Origin of the sequence: Streptomyces globisporus C-1027 (assembly GCF_000261345.2) — a bacterium.
Classification (GTDB): Bacteria; Actinomycetota; Actinomycetes; order Streptomycetales; family Streptomycetaceae; genus Streptomyces; species Streptomyces pakalii.
The window spans coordinates 2700646-2717966 of sequence record NZ_CP013738.1; the positions used below are offsets into that span (position 1 = coordinate 2700646).

The 17321-nt window shown below is 68.8% G+C and carries 16 protein-coding genes; 14 read left to right on the forward strand and 2 right to left on the reverse strand.

All coding sequences use genetic code 11. The features are described 5' to 3' along the window. Window positions 1–37: 37 nt before the first annotated feature. The 14 genes from WQO_RS11580 (at window position 38) to WQO_RS11645 (ending at window position 16275) form a co-directional block, all read left to right on the forward strand. Window positions 38–307 (forward strand): DUF1905 domain-containing protein, encoded by a 270-nt coding sequence (locus tag WQO_RS11580; protein ID WP_010062891.1) that lies wholly within the window; start codon window positions 38–40, stop codon window positions 305–307. A 33-nt stretch (window positions 308–340) separates the two neighbouring features. Beyond that, window positions 341–1192 (forward strand): GNAT family N-acetyltransferase, encoded by an 852-nt coding sequence (locus WQO_RS11585; RefSeq protein ID WP_010062890.1) that lies wholly within the window; start codon window positions 341–343, stop codon window positions 1190–1192. Window positions 1193–1273: 81 nt separating this feature from the next. Next, window positions 1274–1567 carry a hypothetical protein gene (locus WQO_RS11590; protein WP_029182526.1) on the forward strand — a complete coding sequence of 98 codons (294 nt, stop codon included), beginning with the start codon at window positions 1274–1276 and terminating at the stop codon, window positions 1565–1567. Between the two features lie 168 nt (window positions 1568–1735). Next, window positions 1736–3079, forward strand: a complete 1344-nt coding sequence (eccD, locus tag WQO_RS11595) for a type VII secretion integral membrane protein EccD (RefSeq protein ID WP_010062887.1) — start codon at window positions 1736–1738, stop codon at window positions 3077–3079. 58 nt (window positions 3080–3137) lie between these two features. Then, a complete protein-coding gene (locus tag WQO_RS11600) occupies window positions 3138–4340 on the forward strand; it encodes a MinD/ParA family ATP-binding protein (protein WP_029182525.1) in 1203 nt (400 codons plus the stop codon). Next, window positions 4337–8329 (forward strand): type VII secretion protein EccC, encoded by a 3993-nt coding sequence (locus WQO_RS11605; RefSeq protein ID WP_010062885.1) that lies wholly within the window; start codon window positions 4337–4339, stop codon window positions 8327–8329. Before WQO_RS11600 ends, WQO_RS11605 begins: the two co-directional genes overlap by 4 nt. A gap of 67 nt (window positions 8330–8396) precedes the next feature. Then, window positions 8397–9815 carry a DUF6177 family protein gene (locus WQO_RS11610; protein WP_058953954.1) on the forward strand — a complete coding sequence of 473 codons (1419 nt, stop codon included), beginning with the start codon at window positions 8397–8399 and terminating at the stop codon, window positions 9813–9815. Window positions 9816–9950: 135 nt separating this feature from the next. Continuing rightward, entirely contained in the window at window positions 9951–10283 is a 333-nt protein-coding gene (locus tag WQO_RS11615; RefSeq protein ID WP_010062882.1) for a hypothetical protein, read from the forward strand. Window positions 10284–10338: 55 nt separating this feature from the next. After that, the gene (locus tag WQO_RS11620; protein ID WP_010062881.1) at window positions 10339–10650 is read left to right on the forward strand and encodes a pore-forming ESAT-6 family protein; all 312 of its coding nucleotides are present in this window, start codon (window positions 10339–10341) and stop codon (window positions 10648–10650) included. A 78-nt stretch (window positions 10651–10728) separates the two neighbouring features. Beyond that, the gene (locus tag WQO_RS11625) at window positions 10729–11154 is read left to right on the forward strand and encodes a DUF6507 family protein (RefSeq protein WP_010062880.1); all 426 of its coding nucleotides are present in this window, start codon (window positions 10729–10731) and stop codon (window positions 11152–11154) included. Next, window positions 11151–13946, forward strand: a complete 2796-nt coding sequence (locus tag WQO_RS11630; protein ID WP_010062878.1) for a hypothetical protein — start codon at window positions 11151–11153, stop codon at window positions 13944–13946. The genes WQO_RS11625 and WQO_RS11630 overlap by 4 nt, the downstream gene beginning before the upstream one ends. Window positions 13947–13958: 12 nt before the next feature. After that, a complete protein-coding gene (locus WQO_RS11635; RefSeq protein WP_237274119.1) occupies window positions 13959–14825 on the forward strand; it encodes an immunity 49 family protein in 867 nt (288 codons plus the stop codon). A 320-nt stretch (window positions 14826–15145) separates the two neighbouring features. After that, the gene (locus tag WQO_RS11640) at window positions 15146–15415 is read left to right on the forward strand and encodes a hypothetical protein (protein WP_010062875.1); all 270 of its coding nucleotides are present in this window, start codon (window positions 15146–15148) and stop codon (window positions 15413–15415) included. Between the two features lie 239 nt (window positions 15416–15654). After that, entirely contained in the window at window positions 15655–16275 is a 621-nt protein-coding gene (locus WQO_RS11645) for a hypothetical protein (protein WP_010062874.1), read from the forward strand. Between the two features lie 144 nt (window positions 16276–16419). Here WQO_RS11645 and WQO_RS11650 read toward each other — a convergent pair whose 3' ends face one another. Both WQO_RS11650 and WQO_RS34950 read right to left on the reverse strand, forming a co-directional pair. Next, window positions 16420–17004, reverse strand: coding sequence for a DUF1707 SHOCT-like domain-containing protein (locus WQO_RS11650; protein ID WP_032749025.1), 585 nt, complete (start codon window positions 17002–17004; stop codon window positions 16420–16422). A 133-nt stretch (window positions 17005–17137) separates the two neighbouring features. Then, entirely contained in the window at window positions 17138–17299 is a 162-nt protein-coding gene (locus WQO_RS34950; protein WP_010062872.1) for a hypothetical protein, read from the reverse strand. Window positions 17300–17321: the final 22 nt, after the last annotated feature.

The following is a 17321-nucleotide window of genomic DNA, read 5'->3' on the forward strand; positions in this document are numbered from 1 at the left end:
CGCGGGCTCACGGACAGACGGACAGGCGGTACCGACGATGGACAAGCAATTCACCGCGACTCTGCGGAAGAGCCCGAGCAAGGGCGGCTGGACCTATGTGGTGTGGCCCGAGTCGGCCGAGTTCTTCGGCACCCGCGGCCTGGTGAAGGTCCGGGGCACCGTCGACGGCCACCCGTTCCGGAGTTCGTTCATGGCCCTGGGCGACGGCACGCACAAGCTGCCCGTGAAGGCGGACGTACGCAAGGCGATCGGCAAGGAGGAGGGGGACACCGTGACCGTCCGCCTGGAAGAGCGCATTTCCGACTGACCAGGGGTGAGTGAGGGCACTAGCCTCGCGTCCATGCCTCCTGTCGTACGGCGCACCCTGTCCCGCTTCGACACCCCCCGGGCGCTGCGCGCGCTGAGCGTGTGGACACCGGCCGACGCCCCGGCCGGGGGCCTGCACCCCGGGGACGTGGGCTGGCTGCTGCGCCACGCGGACGCGACGGTCCACCTCTGGGTCGACGCGCGGGGCACGGGGCGGCCCGACCCTCGACTCGACCCCCGGCACGACGCCGCGGCCCCGGTCGCGGTGGGCTTTCTCGACGGACGCGTCCTGCGGGTGACGGCAGCGCCCGATGCCGACCTCGGGGCGCTCGCGGCGGACGCCGAGGAGTTGCTCGTACCGGGCATCGACCGGTCCGACGGCCTGCCCGTACCGGGGTGGCACCCCCACCCCGAGGCGACCCGGCTCGTCCTGTCCTGGACCCCGCAGCCGGTGACGACCCGCGCCGAACCGGTCGGCGAGCCCGATGCCGCCGACCGGGTACTGATCCACAGGTCGGCCTTCCCCGGATCGAAGTTCGCCCTGAAGCACTGGGAGACGATGCGGGCGGCCCCGGCGGGCCACATGTCGGTGGAGACGCTCGTCCGCACACCGGACGGCGACCCGGCGGCCGCCGCGACGGGCTGGTTCGCGGGCGCGGGCCGATGCGCCCTGCTCGAACCGGTCGGCACCCACCCGGACCACCGCGGCCACGGCTACGGCCGCGACGCCGTCCTGGGCGCGTGCGCAGCCCTCGCCGACCGGGGCGCGAGCGCGGTGGCCGTCGTGACTCCGGCCCGCGACGAGGCGGCGGTGGCGCTCTGCACATCGGCCGGATTCACCGTCGTACGCGAGAACCGCGACTGGACCCGCCCCCGCCGGGCGTGAAACCGCCCCCTCACTTCCGACGACCCTGGTGTGTACTCCGCGAGCGCCCCTCGGTATGTTGCAGTGGCAAAGGGGGATCGCGTGGCACGGGATTACGACAGTCAACTGCTGGAATCGGTGGGGGTACGCCGCCGCAGGATGCGCGATGCCCTGCTCTTCGGTGCGGGGCGCGCACGGCGCAGCGCCGACGAGCGGCTCGGGAAGGTATTCGCGGGTATCGCCATCACCGCTGTGCTCTGCGCCGGTTGCGTCGGCTGGTCCTTCCTCCAGCACACGCTGGAGAAGCAGAAGGCCGAGCAGGAGAAGCAGCAACAGCGGCAGGCGCAGCAGTACGAACCGCCGGCACATTCTTCCGGCCCGGAGAAGGGGCCCTGATCAACTCCGGCCGAGGAACGATCCGGTGGCCGAAAATTCACCGGGAGGCGTTGCAGGCGATATTCCGCCGGGATCAGAAATGCGCCAACCGCACGACACACTTGGCCCCATTGGCCCGAAATTTCGGAATATCACGATGATAGGTTTCCGTAAGTGGTGAGCACAGCAATGACGTCCCGCTCGGAACTGAGCCGGGTGACCCTGGTCGGTGAGCGGCGCCGGGCCGACATCGTGCTGCCCTCGGACACCCCGATCGGTCAACTACTGCCGGACATACTTCAGTTGCTCGACGACCGCGCGGCATCGCGGCCATTGACCAGGCAGTTGATCACCTCCGACGGCTCCGCCCTGCCGCACGACAGCACCCTCGCCTCGGCCGGCGTCAGCGACGGCGCCGTGCTGCGCCTGGTCAGGACCCACGCGGCGCCGCCCGCTCCGGTGGTCCACGACGTCACGGACCAGGTGGCCGACCATCTCGATCTCCAGGCCTGGCGCTGGCGTCCGGCCGCGCGCAGGGTCGCCGCCGGGGCGTCGACCGTGGCCTTCGCGGTGATCGCCGCTCTGCTGGCCCGGCGGGAGGTCCCCCTGGACACCCTGGCCGTCCTTCTGGCGGTCGTCACCGCGGTCCTTCTGGTGGGCGGCGCGCTGTGCGCCCGGATCGGGACGGGCAACCGCGGACTGGCCACCGCGCTGCTGTTCGTCTCCGGCGGCCTCGGTGTCCTCACGGCCTGGACCGCCGCCGACGCGTACGCCTGGTCCGGCCCGGCCCGGCTCGCCGCCGTGGCGACAGCGGTGGCCCTGGCCCTGCTGCTGCTCGGCTTCTTCTCACCGCTGGGCCGGGGCGGCCTGATCGGCGCGGGTGCCACGGCGGTCGTGGCCGCGGTGTGGGAGGCCGTCGCCGCGGTGGAGTCGGATCCGGCCCGACTGGGCGCCGTGATGGCGGTGTTCTCCGTGGTCCTGCTCGGCATGCTGCCCCGGCTGGCCCTGATGGCGTCCGGCCTCACCGCGCTCGACGACCGGCGGTCGGGCGGGGTCTCGGTCAGCCGCCACGACGTCGCCGACGCGCTGGCCGCCACACACCGCGGACTCGCCCTCGCGACCGTGGTCACCGCGGCCTCGGCGACCGCTGCGGGCTGGCTCCTGACGCTGGCCGCCCGGCCGACCGTGTGGACGGTTCTCCTGCCCTCCCTGGTGGCGGTGGTGCTCCTGTCGAGGGCGCGTGCGTTTCCCCTGGTGGCCGAGGTGGTGGCCCTGTTCGCGGCTGCGGCGGTCCTCCTCGTCCGCCTCGTGATGCTGTGGATGGACCAGGCATCCGGGGGCGCGGGCCCCGTCGTCGTACTCGGCGTGGCCGCGCTGCTGCCGCTGCTCGCTCTGTCGGTGGAGCCTCCCGAGCATGTACGGGTGCGGCTGCGGCGCACCGCCGACCTGGTCGAGTCCATCGGCATGGTGGGGCTGTTCCCGCTCGCCATCGGTGTGTTCGGCGTGTACGGCCAGTTGCTCGACAAGTTCTGACATTCATGCGCGGGCGGCTCCGGTCGGGGGATCGGAGCGGCGGAGGAGAAGGGCAGACATGCCGAACGCGAACAACTGGCAGGGTGACGTGCTCCGCGACCTGAGGGGTACGCCTCCGCAGCAGCAAGCGCCGGATCACGGCTCGGCGCAGGGTCATGCTCAGGCACAGAGTCACGACCCGGCGCAGGAGCAACACCCAGCGCAGCAGCAACAACAGCAACCCCAGCCTCAGCCCCAGCGACAGGAACCCGCAGGGACGGAAGCACAGCCACCGAGCCGGAACGCCGCCGCCTCCCCCGGATCCACAGCTCCCCCGCCCCGTACGCAACGCCCCGCCCGCTCTCCCGACTCACGGCCCGTCGTGGACAGCGCGCTGACCGGTACCGCACGACGCCCCCAGCGGGGCGAGTCGGCCGCCGCCCGAATAACGCGCGCCGCACGCCGGATCGTCTCCTCGTCCACGGCGCGCGAGGTCGCCGAGCTGACCCGGACCGCCGAGCAGATCCAGCAGCCGGTGACGACCGGCCGGCAGATCGCCGTCACCTCCATCCGGGGCGGTGCGGGCAAGACGACGGTGGCCGCTCTGCTCGGCTCGGCGTACGCGCACTACCGCCACGACCCGGTCCTCCTCGTCGAGGCCGACCCGGCGCTGGGTTCGCTGCCGCTGCGCCTCGGCGCCGACTCCCTGCGCTGGACCACCGCCGATCTGGCGGACATCGTGGAGCCGCAGATGTCGCTGCTCGACGTCACCGGCTATCTCGTCCAGCTCCCCGACAACGCCTGGCTGCTGCCCGGCAGTCAGGGCCGGATCGGGGCGATGCTGGACACGGCGGCGTACGAGCGGGTCATGGTGGCACTGCGCCGCTACTTCGGAGTGACCGTGGTCGACTGCGAGACCCTGCCTGCCGAGGTCGCCCGCGTAGCGCTCTCGGCCGCCCAGGCCCGGGTGCTGGCCGTCCCCGCCACGCTGGACGGCATCACCAGTACGTACGCGGTCCTCCAGTGGATGCAGGGGCTGCCCCGCCACATGATCGCCGGGACCGTGGTCGCGCTCACCAGCACGACGTCCCGCCCCGGGATCGACGTCGAGGCGGCCGCCGAGAAACTCCGGTCCACCGGTGCGGCCGTCCATGTCCTCCCCCACGACCGGCACCTGGCCGCAGGCGGAGAACTCCGCACCGAACTGCTCGCCCGCCCCACGCGGTTGGCAGCCACGCGGCTGGCCGCCGAGGTCTTCCAGCTCTCCCAGAAGCGCCGATGAGTACCCGCCTGATCCACCGCCCCGCCCGGACCACCCGTCCGTCGGCCACCCCCGCGCCCCGCACCATCGAAGCCCCGCCCAACCTCCCCGAGGGGAAGGCGGGCAACATCGCCATGTCACTGCTGCCGGTCGCCGGGGTCATGTCGTCCGTCGTGATGATGACGGTCGTCCGCAACAGCCAGTTCGCCGCCCTCGGCGCGATCATCCTCGTGGTCACCGTCATCGGCTCCGTGGTCCTGCTCTTCTCACAGCGGGGCAAGGCCCAGCGCACCCGCCGCACCCAGCGCGAGGCGTATCTCGCCTATGTGGAGGACCTGCGGGAGGAGCTTTCGGGCGAGGAGCGCGAACGCCGTGAGCGCGCCGATGTCCTGAATCCTCCGCCGTACGCCCTGTACGACATCGTGCGGGACCCGGCGCGGCTCTGGGAGCGGCGCAGAGTCGACGACGACTTCCTGCGGGTGCGGATCGGCACCGGCGAGATGCCCGTACGGGAACTGCAGATCGCCGAGCCGGGGTCGACGGTGCTCACCCCGCCGGACCTGTTCATGCTCAACGAGGCGTCGGCACTGGTGAACCGGTTCCGCAACGGCACCGAACTGCCGCTCACCGTCCCGCTGGACCGGATCGGCAACGTCAGTGTGATCGGCCCCCGCGAGGACTGTCTGCGGGTGGCCCGCGCCCTGCTGGTCCAGACGGCCGCCCTGCACGCCCCCGACGACGTGGCCATCGCCCTCGCTGCGCCGGGTGACCGCATGGCCGACTGGGAGTGGGCCAAGTGGCTGCCGCATCTGCTCGACACCGAGCAGTTCGACGGTCCGGTCGCCGCCCGCCGCATCGCCCCCTCCGCCCCTCAGCTCGCCCGGCAGATCGGGGCGGAGCTGCGCCGCCGGGCCTCGTACGCGGCCGAGGTCCGCCGGGGTCTGGCCGGCCGGGACGCGCTGTCCATGAACTCCCGGCTGCTCGTCGTCACCGACGGGCACGGCGAGGACGCCGTCGATCTGCCGCGCCCGGACGACGCCGTCGGCCTGCGGGAGATGGGCGTCACCGTGCTGCACCTGCTGGAGCAGCGGGTGCAGGAGCCGGGCCACGTCAGCGTACGGATCACGGTCGACGGCACGGACGTGACCATCGAGGACCTGCGTACCCCGGAGCCGGTGGAGGCGCACGGCACCGTGGACGAGGCGGGCATCCCGTTCGCCGAGGGTCTGGCCCGGATGCTCGCGCCGCTGCGGCTGTCCGCGGAGTCCCTGGGGGACGCCCCGCTGTCCGGTCCTGTGGAGTTCGCGGCGATGCTCGGTATCGACGACGTGGCCCGGCTCGACCTGGACCGGCTGTGGGCGCCACGCGGCGAACGCGCCTTCCTGCGCGTGCCGATCGGCATCAGCGACTCCCACGAGCCGGTGCTGCTGGACCTCAAGGAGTCCTCGGAGCTGGGGATGGGCCCGCACGGTCTGTGCGTGGGCGCGACGGGTTCGGGCAAGTCGGAACTGCTGCGCACCCTGGTCCTCGCCCTGGTGGCCACCCACCCGCCGGAGGATCTGGCGCTCGTGCTGGTCGACTACAAGGGCGGGGCGACGTTCGCGCCGTTCGCGGAGCTGCCGCATGTGGCCGGGGTCATCACCAACCTGGAGAACCAGGCCGGGCTCGTCGAGCGGGTCCACTCCTCCCTCGCCGGTGAGGTCAAGCGCCGCCAGCAGGCCCTCAAGGACGCGGGGAACGTCGCGGACATCGGGGACTACGCGGCTCTGCGCGCCGAGAAGCGGCCCGATCTGGACCCGCTGCCGCACCTGTTCGTGGTGATCGACGAGTTCGGCGAACTCCTCACCGCGAAGCCGGACTTCATCGACCTGTTCCTGTCCATCGGCCGGATCGGCCGCTCCATCGGCGTCCACCTCCTGCTCTCCAGCCAGCGCATCGAGGGCGGCAAGCTCAAGGGGCTGGACACCTACCTCTCCTACCGGCTCGGCCTGCGCACCTTCTCCGCCGACGAGTCCCGCACGGTCCTGGAGACCACGGACGCCTTCCACCTGCCGCCACTGCCGGGATTCGGCTATCTGAAGGTCGACACGAGCCACTACACCCGCTTCAAGGCGGGTTATGTGTCGGGCGGTTACCGGGGCCCGGTCCGCAGGCACGACGAGGACGAGACCGGCCCGCTGGCGCTGCCGTACGAGGCGTTCAACACCCTGGCCGGGGCGGACGAGGCGCGGCAGTCCCCGGAGCCGGCGTCCCGTCGCCGCGAAACGGGACCGACGGAACTCGGCGTCATGGTGGACCAGTTGGCCGGATCCGCCGCTGCCGTACGGAGCATCTGGCTGCCGCCGCTGCCCACGGCCACGGCGCTGGACACCGTCGCCGGCCCGCTGGACATCGGACCGGACGGGATGCGGCTGACGGGAGCGGACACGGAAGGACGCCGGACGCCTCTCCGCGTTCCCGTCGGCCTGCTCGACGACCCGGCCAGGCAGTGGCAGGGCCAGTGGTTCCTGGACCTGACCGTGGCCGGCGGTCACGCGGCGGTGATCGGCGGACCGCAGTCGGGCAAGACGACCCTGCTGCGCACGCTCGTCCTCTCCCTCGCCCTCACCCACACCCCGCGCGAGATCGGCGTCTACGGACTGGACCTCGTCGGCGGCGGGCTGCAAGCGCTGTCGGGTCTGCCGCACGTCGGCGGCATCGCCGGCCGCGCCGACCGGGAACGGGCCGCGCGCACCGTCGAGGAGGTCCGCACGATGCTCGCGTTGCGCGAGGACCTCTTCCGCGAGCACGGCATCGACTCGGTCGATCAGCTGCGCACCCTGCACGCGGCCGGCCGGCTGCCCGAACTCGCGTCGGCCGAGATCCTCCTCGTCATCGACGGATTCGGCGCGCTCCGCGACGACTTCGACGAGCTGGACGACGCGATCGCCGACATCCTCAAGCGCGGCGGTGGCTACGGCATCCACGTCGTCGCGGGCATGCTGCGCTGGAACGACGTGCGCATTGCCATCCAGTCCAACTTCGGCACGCGCGTCGAGCTGCGCCTCAACGACCCCGGCGAGTCCGGCATCGACCGCAAGCTCGCGGAGACCCTGTCGCCGGACGAGCCCGGCCGCGTCCTCACCGATGGGAAGCTCTTCGCCCAGGTGGCGCTCCCCCGTACGGACGGGATCGAGGACACGACGGACCTCGGCGCGGTCCTGGAGCGCACGGCCCGGACGGTCCGGGCGACCTGGAACGGCGAAGTCGCTCAGCCGGTGAGGGTGTTGCCGCATATCCTGGAACCGCACTCGCTGCCGGGCCCGGCGGCCGAGCCCACGCGCGTACCGATCGGGCTCGACCAGTCGGCGCTCGCGCCCGTACTGCTCGACCTGTTCCGCCACGACCAGCACCTGCTGGTCCTGGGGGACAGCGAATGCGGTAAGACGAACCTGCTGCGGACCGTCGCGCACGGCCTCATCGACCGCTACGGCGAGGACGATCTGGTGTTCGCCGTGATGGATCCACGGCGCTCGCTCCGCGGGGTGGTCCCCGAGGAGTTCAACGGCGGCTACGCGTACAACTCGAAGCTGTGCGCAGGACTTTCGACGGCCATCACGACCGAGCTGGAGAAGCGGCTGCCCGACGAGAACGCGCGTCTGGAGGACCTGGAGCCCGGCAACTGGGGCAAGGGCCCTCGCATCGTGGTGCTGGTCGACGACTACGACGTCCTCACGACCGCCGGGCAGTCCCCGTTGTCGCCCTTCCTCCCGTACATCCCCTCGGCGGTCGACATCGGCCTTCACTTCGTTCTGACACGCCGGGTCGCCGGTGCGTCGCGCGGCATGTACGAACCGCTGGTGCAGGGCCTGCGGGAGTCGGGGGCCTCGGCACTGCTGATGGCGGGCGACCGCAGCGAGGGCCAGCTCTTCCCCGGCGTGTATGCCTCTCAACAAGCGCCCGGCAGAGGCGTGTTCATCCGCAGGGGCCAACCGAACCGCCTGATCCAGACGGTGTACGCGCCGATGTGAGGCCACGGCGCGGCGCACTGCCCCCGCACACCCACCACCGATCGACGAAGGACCGGACGACCACGCCATGACCAAGGACGTCATCGCCCTCACCCCCAAGATGCCCGACCCCTGGGCCGTACTGGCGGGCCTGCTCTCGGGCGGCCCGGACAAGCTGGTGGGCGCCCGGGGCGAGGGGGCCGTGATCCAGCTCTGTGACGCGCAGGGCCGCCCGCTCGTCTCCGTGGAGGCGCCGCTGCTGGTCTCCGTCGAGGGCGAGGCCGAGCGGCTGCTCGGGACCACGGCGCCCCCGGTCCCGTACTGGTGGACGGAGGCGCGCGCCACGACGGGCGTCGCGGAGGCGGAAGCGCTCGCGGGCACGTTCGGGGCCCGGCTGGCCACGCTGGTGGGCGGCTCCGCCTGGCCGCCGGACGCGGTTGGCTCGATCGCCGTGGTGAAGACCGACGGCGTGAGCGTGGCCCCCGAACCGGCGGCGGACCGGCCCGCCATCGACGTGCTCACCGGCAAGGTCGCGGTCGTCATCCAGGACCGCCCGGTGGTGGCCATGACGGCCTGGCTCTCGGACGCGTTCCGCGCGGCGGCCGAGGCCGGTCTCGGCCTCCAGATCGTCAGCCCGGCGGGCACCACGCTCTCCCCTGCCGTACGGGACGCGCTGGGCGGCTGGCCGTCCCGCTGGATCGTCCAGGACGAACGGGACGGCTACTACGACGGACTGACGGGCGCCGTACTGCGCTGGCAGGACGGCGCATTCGACCCGGTCCTCTCCCCCGACGCCACCGAGGACGACCCGCGCACGCCGGTGGCGGCCGCCTATCAGCAGGTTCACGACACCGGCGACCGGCAACTGGGCCTGACCTTCCGCATGGTGCACCCGGCGGACGAGCGGCTGGTGCTGGGGGGCGGCCTGGAAACGGTGTGGCGTGAGCTGACCGGCGAACCTCCGGCCGGCTGGGGCACATCGGAACCGGCGAACCTCCCCTGGTCGCTGCGTCGACTGACGGACGTCGCTTACGAGCGGGCGCCCGAACCGACCTGGCTGGTGGTGGTCGGGAATCGCGCGCGACCGGGAATCGCGACCGTACGCATCACCCGTACGCAGGCGGGGGTGGAGGAGGAGGTCACGCTCGCGTTCGGCTACGGCGCCGGGGAGGAACCTCCGCTGGACGCCTTGCCCGCGGCGGCCGAGGCGCTCGCGACACGGCACCACCTCCAGTCGATGCTCGTACAACTTCGCAAAGCGCGCCGCGATGTGGCCGTACCCCCACGCTTCGAGGGCCCGGGGGTCCCGCTGGCCTTCGTGCTGGGTGCGGAGGAGGTCCGCACCATGCCGGGAGACCGGGCACGCCGCACTCCCTTGGCCGAACAGCCGGTGCCGCTCGGCCCGAAGACCAGGCAGGCGCTGTACTACCCGTTGCCGGGGGATCCTTCGGACCTGTCGGGGTGGCGGGACTTCGAGAGGCTGGTGCGGCACCTGAAGGGGGCGTAGGTCGCCATCGGCCGCAATCTGGCCGATTGCCGATTGCAGTAGCGATGTCAGGGTTGATAGACAGAGACATACGCGTACGTTCGTTCGATGTATGCGATGTGTTTTCGGTGGAACGTCGGTGGAACGGGGGATGTCATGAAGTTCGACATGGGGGCGTCGGTCCTGTCGAGGCTGTTGTCGGATTCGCAGGGTGCGAGTACGGATCTGGGGACGCTGATCCAGCAGCTGATCGCGGCGGCGGAGCCGTTGGAGGGGAAGTTCAACGGGGCGGGGAAGGTCGCGTTCGATGACTTCAAGACACGCTCGGACGAGATCACGAAGGCGTTGAACGCGTCGCTGTCGGGGATTCTGGGCGGTCAGGCGGGGATGGACGCGGCGTTCGGTTCGGGTGATCAGGAGCAGGACGAGAACGCGAAGTCGCAGATGGCGTCGGCGAATTTCGACGCGGCGCGTTTCGGCGGTCGCTGACACCGAGCGCGGCGACCGGTTCATACAGGCTTTTTCCAACGGGGAGTTGAGGATTGTGGCAGGCGGCACGGACCGGCGTTCGTACGACACGGGTGCTTCGACGGAGGTTCAGGCGGCGCTTCAGTCGGTGATCAGCCGTTTGGAGCAGGTGATCACGGCGCGGGACGCGCAGGTGAAGGCGGCGATGAACGACTTCGCGGCTGACGGGGTGGCGGATGAGTACCACGGCAAGGAGCTGCGGTGGTACGCGACGTCGCAGGAGGTGCGGAACATCATCCGGCTGCTGCGGACCACGTTGGAGAAGAACGACGGGACGGCCGCGCAGACGCTGGCGCGGGCGAAGGCCGCGGTCGACAGCATCGGCTGACCGCCGGACCGGCTTCGTGTTGTCGCCCGTCGTGCGGGGTGGGCGGCTCGGCTTTGTTGTGCGTACGGGGGATGTGGGATGACCGGGTGGGATATCAAGCCGCAGGGTGTGCAGGGCCAGTTGAAGGCCGTCGGGGTGCATGCCGGTGAGCTGGAGAAGGCGCTGAACGCGCTGATGAAGGACTTCGGGGAGGCCGCACGGTGGGCGGGGACCGCGGTTCCGGGGACTTCGGCGAGTACGCCGTTGCACGGTCCGGTGGCACCGGGGCAGGCGCCGTTGTCGCGGGCGGCGTCGGGGCCGGTGGCGGCGGCGCTGGGTGAGTACGTGACGGCGCGGCAGGCGCAGCTGACGTCGATGTCGGAGCGGATCCAGGCGGCTGTGCTGGGTGCGGCGACGGCGACGAACGAGTATGTGGAGGGCGACCTCGACACGGCGAAGCAGGCGCAGAACGCGGCGAAGTCGGTGCGTCTGGACGTGCTGAAGGACCTGCGGGGTGTGAAGTGAGTGATGACCAGCCGGTGGTCCTGGAGGGCATCCCGGTCTTCACGGGCGACCTCGCCCTGCTGGACGCCACGGTCAAGGAGCTGACCAAGGACGGGGCGAAGATCGCCACGGCCGCGAGTGACATCCACAGCAGCTTCGGCGGTCTGCAGGCCTTCTACCAGGCCCCCGAGGCCGATCAGTTGTTCGCGACGACGAAGCCGGTCGCCGACCGCGGGGCGGCGCTGAAGTCCGACCTGACCACGATCACCGGTGCGCTGAGCACGTACTCGGACGAGGCGCACCCGCTGGTCGAGAAGCTGAGGCAGCTCAAGCGGGACGCGGGTACGTTCCTCGTCAAGGTCAACGCGGACGACAAGTGGCGCGAGGACGGCGACCTGGTCGAGGAGAACAATCACCGGCGCGACGAGATCCGGGAGACCTGGGCGGCGTTCCAGGCGGTGGAGCGCGCCTGTTACAACAAGATCATCGCTATGGTCCCGGGCGGCAAGCCGCTCACGACGAATGACGGCTCCAACGGCAAGCACATGTACGGGTACGACGCCGAGGCCCTGAAACAGGCCAAGGGGCTGCCCTGGGGTGATCCGGTCAAGGAGTCGACCCGCTGGTACCAGTTCTACGAACACGTCTGGGACTTCGGCAAGGGCTTCGTCGTCGACGGCGTGTGGGGCACGGTCAAGGGCCTGGGCACCCTGTTCGGCACCGAGGGCTGGGACACCGCCAAGCAGGCCTGGACGGGCCTGGGGAACCTCGCCACGGGCGTGATCCTCACCGTCGCCGCACCGCACGTGCTGTGGCTGACCCCGGAGAAGGACCTGCCGGGCTTCGCCCGGGACGCGCGCAACGCGATGAAGGAGACCGGCAAGGCGCTGATCGCCTACGACCAGTGGGGCGAGAACCCGGCGCGCGCCGGAGGCGCGGTCACGTTCAACGTCCTGACGACGGTCTTCACCGGCGGCGCCGGAGGCGGCGCCTCGGGCGCCGGCAAGGCGGCCGCCGCAGCGAAGGCCTTGTCCTTCGCGAACAAGGCGAGCCGGGTCGTCGACCCGACGACGTACCTCTTCAAGGGCGCCGGCGCGGGCCTCACCAAGATCAGCGATGTGATGGCCGGCCTGAAGGGCAGCGGCACCATCGAGATCCCGCCACTGCCGGACAACATCTACACCCTGCCCGCAGGAGGCGTCCGCCTCGAAGACGGCACTGTGCACCTCCCGGCGGGCACGGCGATACCGGACGGTGCGATCCGCCTGCCCGACGGCACCGTCAAACTCCCGGAGGGAACCGTGGCTCTGCCGGAAGGCACGGTCAGGAACCCGTTCGACCTGGGCGCGCCCTACGTGAGCCGCGAAGGCCACCTCTACAACGAAGACGGCAGCATCGCCCAACTCGCCGACCAGGCCAAAAACGAAAAAACCCCCGAAGGGGCACCGGACAGCAACACCTCTCGGGTGGACACCCCCGCCAAAGTCGAGCTGCAGCCGCGTGAGCTGGCCCGCGTCGGCAGCCGAGGTGGCGAAGACACCGCACGCCTGGGTTCGGACGTCTCCGATCCGGTCCACTCAGTGGACAACAGCACACAGGTCAGCCGCCCTGACACCACTCCGGGCAGTTCGGTCGGCAACAACTCGCCACGCAACGACTTGGACAACGCTCAGCGTGGCGGGGCTTCCCACACCGGCACCACGCCGCCCCGTACGGGGGGTGCAGACGACGCTGGCACCGTTTCGAGTCACGCCGACGGCACCACAATAGGCCGTGGCCATCCCGACGGTCCGGGAGCAAACAGCCACCGGCCGGAGTCCCAAGGGACGGGCGGCGCGGGCGACGTAGGCAACCATGCGGACGACGCGAGCGGGGAGGCGGGATCCAGTGCCAGGGGATCTGATGCCCCGACGCATCGGGCCGACGGCGATGCTGCGGCAGGAGAATCCGGCCAAACTCCCGAGCGAGAGTTGACCGCTGCCGAGCGCAAGAAGTTGCAGGACAAACACGTTTGGTTGGCTAACAACGACGAAGCGTGGCGCAGAAAGCACTACCGTGATGACGCCCACCGCTGGGACAGGACAGTGAAGGTGGACGGCGTCGAGCTTCCCATCCTTAAGAAGCTTCCCGACGGCACTCTGATCGCCAAGTACGACCTCCCACACGGCCCGTCAGAAATCAGACACAGCCGCACCCCACTCAAACCTGAGTCGGTTGATCCGCAGCATCTTCCCAAACTTGACGAGGCGGCTAAGAACAGCCGGGTTAGCGTCGATCTAACCAATGCCAAGAAGGCATTCGACGAGAACCCCTCCGCTCTAACCAGATCCGACCTCGATGCAGCACAGCGAGCCTACGACGGCCAGCTCCCAGGAGTACCCAACAACAGTAAACATTCCGAGAAACTGGGAGAATTTGCTTCTAGGTACCACGCGATACCCGAACTCTTCCCGACCGCTAAACATATCAAACTACCGAAAACCCCGAATGGCGCCAACATGCTGGACGAGCTCTACGAGCTCGGAGATGACGGCAACTATCTGATAGTCGAGCAAAAGGGCCCCAAGGCGAATCTCAATCCTCCCCGACATGGTGCAGGGCCAGCCGCTAACATGATGGTTAAGCAGGGAACCAGACCATACCTTGAGACGATCTTCCACGAGATGTGGAAGCGAGGCGGCAAGGATAGGGCAATAGCAGAGAATTTGTTCGAAGCCCTCGATACCAGAAAAATTCAATACGTTCTGGTCAAGGGGAAGGAAAGGTCGGGATCCTATGACGGATCCGTTCTTGAGCACCTGAAGATCTACTAGAGGAATAGAACAGTGGTCACGATTTCTCGCCACGACTTCCCAGTCAAAGCAACCCAGGAGGACCTGGCCAGTCTCACAGAAAGCACCAATCGGGTACTTTCAAGGCTGGAATCCTCGGACATGTCCCGCTCTCGGGCACTCGGCTGCTGCATGACCGTGGCCATGTCCCACTGCGCAGGAGACCCCCAGGCGAACCAGTTTGACACTTGGGAAGCATGGGTTACAGCCATGCAGGTAGGCTCGGCGCTTTTCGACTCGGCAACGGCTGCAGAAGGCCCGGTAACTTGCCGCATCGGAGTCAACGACGAGACAAAGCAGCTTCCCGCAACCGGGCCCGCCCGCTACGCGCACGCAGGGGCATGGCTCACGACTGTCTATCTGGCAGTGATCTGCCGTGAGGAAGCTCGGCTGGACCGGCTCATGCGAGTTCCGGTGGCGCTCCTCCGTGAATCCGGAGCCATTTTTGACGAGTACGTCTACAAGTGGGTCGAGGCACTGCAAAGCTACTGGTCGCGCCGAGCTGGTGATATGTGGAGCAGTCTGGTCGCGGCGATCGAAGGAGCTCGTCCCGAGACAGCGAGCATCGCCGACGAGGAAACTCTGCTCAAAATTCTGTATCCGCCACTTGAACTCTTCCAGCTCTACAACCGTGGCGAGATCGAAAAGTTCAATGAATCACTGGCTGAATTTCTCACCTGGCACAGGCAGTACTGGAGCGCGGATGAGGCGCGAGCCACAGACCGTGATGGTCTAGTGGCGCTGGCCCCCTTGGCTATCGCCTGCATGGCTTACGACAATGGATTCCCGATCGATGTCGAGTCGGAATATCTGCCGAAAGAGCTCCTTCACTTCGGCTGGGCTGGCGAGGTTGATTCCTGAACTGCCGGGACCCCCAGGATCTTCGCTCACGATCAGCAGAAGGATGAACCGCCGAAGGGCGCCGGCATGCGATGAAGATGATATCCGCGGAATCTCTCATTGCATACGAATCTACGATCGGGATGCCGCCTGGCTCATCGAGCATGCCGTGCTCGGCGGCACGCCTCGAGGACCTGTTCAAGCAGTACACCCGCAGCCATAAACCCTCCCATAACTCCGGATCGATCGGACGCCTTCTATACCCCGGTGACGCGCACACCGCCTGCACGCCATGTTCGCGAAACCGGCCCCGGGGCAGCCACGCATAAGGAAGCATTTCCGTGGACGCACGTTTCAGGAACTTCTTCAGGGCGAACCTGGATCTTGAGCGAGGGTACGAGAATGCAGGAGACCTCAGGCCCACACTGTTGAGCTACAGCAATTCCTACGTAAAATTGATCCGAGATGGGTTCGAGCAGATCATGTCGGACAATTCCTTCGGGCTGGAGGAGTACGAAGGTTTGACTGACATAGATTTCCCAGATAAGGAAACCCTGCACATCTACCTTAGAAATATGTACGACTATCTTTTCAATGATGCATCAGAGTAGCCGATGCCGCCGGGCTACTAGTGGCCTGCGCGAAAAATGAAAATGGCCCCACCGCGCGAATTCTGAGCACGGATGCCGGGATGAATCCCATGGCCCCTTCGGGATCAGGCAGCAAACAGTTTCGGTGCCGAGCCCACCCTTCCCGCGCGCCTGACTCGGCGGACTACCCAGTTGATGCCCCTGGTCGCTCGCAACACCGGGGGCCTCTACCCTTTGCCGGCAGGGGCACATGCATTGACGTGCTGATCGTCGACTGGGATCACCTCATGTCTGCGCCAAGCGATGATCAGCGATACGCGATGCTGCATGACGCCGGCTCCTCTGTGGACGACGACGAGGACGTCTGGCCGGACCGTTCGCCGCCCGTCGGGCCTCAGTGGTTCTGGCCCTCTCTCCCTGCCGTCGGCTGGTTCGGGAAGTACGACTTCGGGGCCGTCGGTTTCTCGTACAAGGATCACTTCGCGGCGAGCGAGCACTGGGAGGCGACCCGGGCGTTCGTCGCGCCCGAGGTGTACTCGGCCGTGGACCGGTTCATCGATCCGCTCTTCTGGGGCGGGCTGGAGTGCATGGCCGACCAGGACGCCGAGGGCGCCGCGACACACGTGCCGGTGGTCTTGCCTGGTGCGCCTTCTGATCACCTCCTGTGGTGTCCGCCCGCAGCTGCCCCTTCGCTGAAACTGCTCTGGGATACCGTCGGCACGGAACTCGAAGCGCTCCGGCAGCCGTTCGAGCGGTATGCCCACGCCGGATCCAGCCGCATCAACAGCTTCGACGCGTTCGCCGGGCTGCTTCGCGGGTGGGGTGACGTCATCGGCCAGGCCCAACAGCGTGGCTGGGGCGTTGTTGGGCTGCGTTGCTGAAACAGGTTTGGAGCGACGTCCAGTTGGGGGGATTGGATAGTTCCATGGCGAGGCAGGAGCACACGAAGAAGAGGCGGGCGCCCTTCGGCATGCCCAAGGGCGTCGTCACTTCCCGCGACGCCGGAAGGCTGGCGCCACAGTGTCTCACCGAGGAGGGCGGGACACTCTGCGGGCGCCTGACCGGCCTGCCGCCCGATACCGGATCAGCGGCGTACCCGGGAGGCGGTCGGGCGTGGTTTTGTCCTTGATCCCGCCGAATCCGGGGTCCATCCCGGTGGTGTCCGTGGCCCATCCGTCCGGGATCACGATCGTGACGCCGGAGGTCTCCCCGTACGCCTCCACCACGACCTCCGCGAGGCGGCACTCGACCCGGGTGAAGTCGAGGCTCACCCCTCCCACGCCCGCGTGCGCGATCACGTGCCCGGGGACCTCCCAGCGGTCGGGGCCTCGGGACGCGCCGTACATGCCGCCCTTCAGTACCAGTAGGGGCAAGTTCTCGGCTGCCGCCGAAGGCGGCTTCGGCAAGTCGGCCGTAAGGAGGGCCAGTTCACCGTATGTCTTCGACGTAAGCGCCTGCTCCAGGCGGGAATCCAGCTCATCGAGATCGATGCGCCCCTCTGCCGCCGCATCGCGCAGCTGCTCCACCACTGCTTCCCGGTCGTCGTGAGAAGCGCGGAGCTCACCTGATGGGACGGGGCGTGGAGTGGGCTCCGGGGGCTGGGCAGTCATGATCCCAAGGATAGGCAGTCGGCGGACGGGGGGAACAGGGGCAGCGCATCGCGAGCGCCGCCCCTGCGACGCGCTCGCCCGGGCGTATCGAGCGAATCTCCGCCAGCATCCCGGTAGCTCACGAACGGCCTTGTCAGCCCATCCAGTTGCCGAAGCGGACCGCCGACGGCGTCACGCCCAGGCCCGCCTCGTCGAAGGAGACGCTGCCCTTGGCGACCGAGCCCGTGCGGCTTCCCTTGAAGAGCCAGACGCCGCCTTGGTCGGTGTTCTCGCCGGGGGCGGCCAGAGCAACCATGGTCGGTACGTTTTTGGCGCCG